The organism is Collimonas silvisoli, from assembly GCF_018305005.1.
Classification (GTDB): Bacteria; Pseudomonadota; Gammaproteobacteria; order Burkholderiales; family Burkholderiaceae_D; genus Collimonas; species Collimonas silvisoli.
Genome location: NZ_JAGQEG010000184.1, coordinates 1 through 4318 on the forward strand (window position 1 = coordinate 1; position 4318 = coordinate 4318).

Sequence of the window (4318 nt, forward strand, 5' to 3'; positions counted from 1 at the left end):
CAAAACGCGACGCATCCCGTCAGAAGATTGCCGATCCGGCTATACCGCTCCGGATTTATATTTATCCATCAATAGGTTATCAACCCCCAAGTTGGAAAGGTAGAACCCACCATGACAAGCCTGAACATCAACGGCAAACAGCATGAAATCGATTTACCGGAAGACACTCCGCTGCTGTGGACCCTGCGCGATCATGTCGGCCTGACCGGCACCAAATTCGGCTGCGGCATGGCCTTGTGCGGCGCCTGCACCGTACACCTCGACGGTGCGCCGATCCGCTCCTGCATCACCCCGATCAGCGCCGCCGCCGGCAAGAAAGTCACCACCATCGAAGCGATTGCCGAAGACAACATCGGCCACGCCGTGCAAGAGGCATGGATAGCGCTGGGTGTGCCGCAATGCGGCTACTGCCAGGCCGGCCAGATCATGTCGGCCACCGCCCTGCTGAAAACCACCGCCAGGCCGACCGACAAGGAAATCGACGACGCCATGAGCGGCAATATCTGCCGCTGCGGCACCTACACCCGGATCCGCGCGGCGATCAAGCAAGTCGCCGCAAAGGGAGTCACCAAAGGAGCCGCCAAATGAGCGCCGCCTTCGACTTCGACAAAGATAGCGCTAACAGCAACCGCCGCGCCGCTGTTGCATCCGTAAGCCGCCGCAGCTGGCTCAAAGGTGTCGGCGCGTTTGCCGGGCTGGCCCTGACGGTAGGCGTGAACGGACTGGTGATGGCAGCCGATCCTGCTCCGGCAAAAAAATACGGCGGCGCCGGCATGGCCGGCGGCACCGTCAACGATCCCTTGATTTTTGTTTCGATCGGCGCCGACGGCATCGTCACCATCGTTGCCCATCGCTCCGAAATGGGCCAAGGCATCCGCACCAGTCTGCCGCTGGTGGTGGCCGATGAACTCGACGCCGATTGGGGCCGGGTCCGCATCGTGCAAGCCAACGCCGACGAGAGCCGCTACGGCAACCAGAATACCGACGGCTCGCGCAGCATGCGCCATTTCTTTATCCCTATGCGCCAGGTTGGCGCCACCGCCCGCCTGATGCTGATTTCCGCCGCCGCCACACGCTGGAACGTGCCGGCAGCCGAAATCACTACCAAAAACCATGAGGTGCTGCATGCCAAGAGCGGCCGTAAATTAGGCTACGGCGAGCTGGCGCTGGATGCCGCCAAATTGCAGGTGCCGCCGGCCGCGCAGGTGCAACTGAAGGATCCCTCGCAATTCCGCTACATAGGCAAGGACACCTTCAACAGCGTCGATTTCCGCAATATCGTCACCGGCAACACCCAGTACGGTATCGATACCCGGCTGGAGGGCATGCTGTATGCGGTGGTCGCACGGCCGCCGGTATATGGCGGCAAAGTGGCCAGCTTCGATTCTGCTGAAGCCTTGAAAATCCCGGGTGTGGTGAAGGTAATAGAACTCAAGGGCAGTCCGCCTCCGGCCAAGTTCAATCCGCTCGGCGGCGTTGCCGTGATTGCGCGCAATACCTGGGCTGCAATCAAGGGCCGTGAAGCATTGAAAATCACTTGGGATAACGGCCCGCACGCCAGCTACGATTCGACTGCGTTCAAGACCACCTTGCAAGAAGCCGCCCGCAAGCCAGCCAAAGCGGTGCGCAATAACGGCGACACCATGGCCGTATTAGCTCAAGCCGGCAAACGCATTGAAGCGGAATACTACATTCCGCATCTGGCGCACGCGACGATGGAGCCGCCAGCCGCCACCGCCCGCATCGCTAACGGCAAATGCGAAGTCTGGGCTTGCGTGCAGGATCCGCAAGCCGCGCGCGATACCGTTGCCGGCCGCCTCGGCTGGAAGGCCGACGACGTCAAGGTCAACGTAACCTTGCTGGGCGGCGGTTTCGGCCGCAAATCCAAGCCTGATTTCGCCGCCGAGGCAGCGTTGCTGTCGCAAGCGATGGACGGTACGCCGGTGAAAGTAACCTGGACCCGTGAAGACGATCTGCGCCACGACTACTTCCATACCGTCTCGCTGGAGCACATGGAAGCCACGCTGGACGCCAAGGGAAAGCCGCTGGCCTGGCTGCACCGCTCCGCAGCGCCGACCATCGCTTCGACCTTTGTTGCCGGCGCCAAGGGCGAACAGCCGGGCGAACTCGGCATGGGCGCCATCAATATCCCGTTCGTGATTCCCAACATCCGCATCGAAGCGCCGGAAGTCGAAGCGCACACCCGGATCGGCTGGTTCCGTTCGGTCTACAACATCCCGCACGCGTTTGCGGTGCAATCGTTTGTCGCCGAACTGGCGGCCGCGGCCAAGCGCGATCACAAGGAATTCCTGCTGGAACTGATCGGCCCGGCGCGCCAGATCAATCCGCAGGAAATGTCGGACAGCACCAACTATGGCGAATCGCCGCTCTTGTATCCGCTCGATACCGGCCGCATGCGGCAAGTGGTGGAACTGGCGACCAAGGAAGCCGGCTGGGGCCGCAAGGTTGCCAAGGGTCACGGTTTAGGCTTGGCAGTCGCCTACAGTTTCATGACTTATGTGGCGGCGGTGATCGAGGTGGCGGTCGGCGACGACGGTACGATCAGCATTCCGCGGGTCGACATGGCGATCGATTGCGGTCCGCAGATCACGCCGGACCGGATTCGCTCGCAAGTCGAGGGCGCCTGCATCATGGGCCTGAGCTTGGCGCTGAGCGGTGAAATCACGTTCAAGAACGGCAGCGCGGAGCAAGGCAATTTCCACGAATACGAAGTGCTGCGCGCCTTCAGCGCCCCGCGTGACCTGCGAGTTCACATCGTGCCGCACAAGTACGACATGCCTCTGGGCGGCGTCGGCGAACCTGGCACGCCACCGATCGCGCCAGCCTTGTGCAACGCGATTTTCGCCGCCACCGGCAAGCGTATCCGCAACCTGCCGATCCGGGATCAGTTGAAAAAGAGCTGAGGATAGGAGCTGAATATAGGAACCAAGTAACGGAGCACTGCGCTAGCACTACACCACATAACGGCCATGCGAGCTATCGTGCATGGCCGTTATTGTTTACCAGTTGTACTTTGCGCTTGCAATCAAGCTGCGCTGGTTGCCATAGAAGCAGGTGTTCTCCGATTGGCAGCCACTGACAAAACGGCGGTTAAACAGGTTGCTCGCATTCAGCGTGAGACGCCAGTTGGGCAAGTCGTAACAGTTGTTTTTCGACAGAGAGAATATATACGATTGAAGTTTTATGCACTATACGGCATAGTGTATAATTATGATAAACACAACCAATCCCAATAGCCCTGCCACCGAGTTGGGCGATGCGGTCAGTACCCGTGCGCGGGAATACTTGGCCAAGCGCATCAAGAGCATTGTCGAGGCCAATGGCTGGACGCAAGCCCATGCTGGAGGCTTGTGCGCTCAGTCGCAACCTCGAATCAGCGACATTCTGAGTGGCCGACTGGCGCGGTTTTCCATGGACAACCTGCTCAAAATTGCTACGGTACTGGAGTTTCACTCCAAAGATTTCCCAGCCGACAAGCGCACCACGGAAAACGCTCTTCAAATTATCGAAATGTCTAGGGCATTGATGGATACCGGGCCTATTAAGGCGGTTTATGCACTGGCCACTGTGGGTTCAAAAACCGCTCGTGGCGGTGAAGTGGCCACATCATCGGCCGAGATGAGAGTAGGCGGAATGAAAGTTGCCCTTATGGGTGACTTGGTTCGGTACCCTGATGGACGCGAAAGCCCTATTGTTTCTGGTGCAGGCTATGCCTCTGTGTATGAAGGCAAGCCGTTGGCTATTGTGGGCAGCCACGTCGAGAATGGCGACGTGATTGAATCTAGTAGTCAGAACGCTGCAAAAATCATCCAGTACGCGGACGATGAAGCCATCCCTGGTTTGCTAGAAATTGGATTTGAAACACCAGCGAAGAAGGAATAACTATGTATTGGCGTCCGTATATTTGTGAGGGCGACAGCCTCACACCAGGAGGGGGCAGGGTGCAACCCAGACCGCAGCGATTTCCATCGACCTATCATGGAAAGCTGGCTTGCTACGAGGGCGATCCTGTGTTTTGCAATACTTGCCAAAGCTGGGGGGTGACCAAGTGCGTTCCACCCTATCGCCCAGACACCGACCCAGAAGGCCGACAGGCGAATTTAGACGGGGATTTGTGCATTTGCAAATGCACAATACCGCCACGGCTCAAGGCTTCGTTTGAGAATGTCCGCATGGGCTTCGAGGAGCATGAGCTTGCTGGAATTTCTGGGGCTATTCCTTGGCGAGCATATGCTGGGCATGAGATAGAAGAGCATGAAATTGTGTATGAAATTGTTGATGCCAAAACTGGAAATCC

3 protein-coding genes are annotated in these 4318 nt (G+C 58.4%); all 3 read left to right on the top strand.

Features of this window, described 5'->3' with window-relative positions:
- Positions 1-111 precede the first annotated feature (111 nt).
- Positions 112-588: a (2Fe-2S)-binding protein gene (locus KHU33_RS25595; protein ID WP_211468284.1), complete on the top strand. Its 477-nt coding sequence runs from the start codon at positions 112-114 to the stop codon at positions 586-588.
- On the top strand, positions 585-2924 hold the full coding sequence (locus tag KHU33_RS25600; protein ID WP_211468286.1) for a xanthine dehydrogenase family protein molybdopterin-binding subunit: 2340 nt from the start codon (positions 585-587) through the stop codon (positions 2922-2924). Before KHU33_RS25595 ends, KHU33_RS25600 begins: the two co-directional genes overlap by 4 nt.
- A gap of 307 nt (positions 2925-3231) precedes the next feature.
- Positions 3232-3903 (top strand): PAAR domain-containing protein, encoded by a 672-nt coding sequence (locus KHU33_RS25610; protein ID WP_211468288.1) that lies wholly within the window; start codon positions 3232-3234, stop codon positions 3901-3903.
- The last annotated feature ends 415 nt before the right edge of the window (positions 3904-4318 follow it).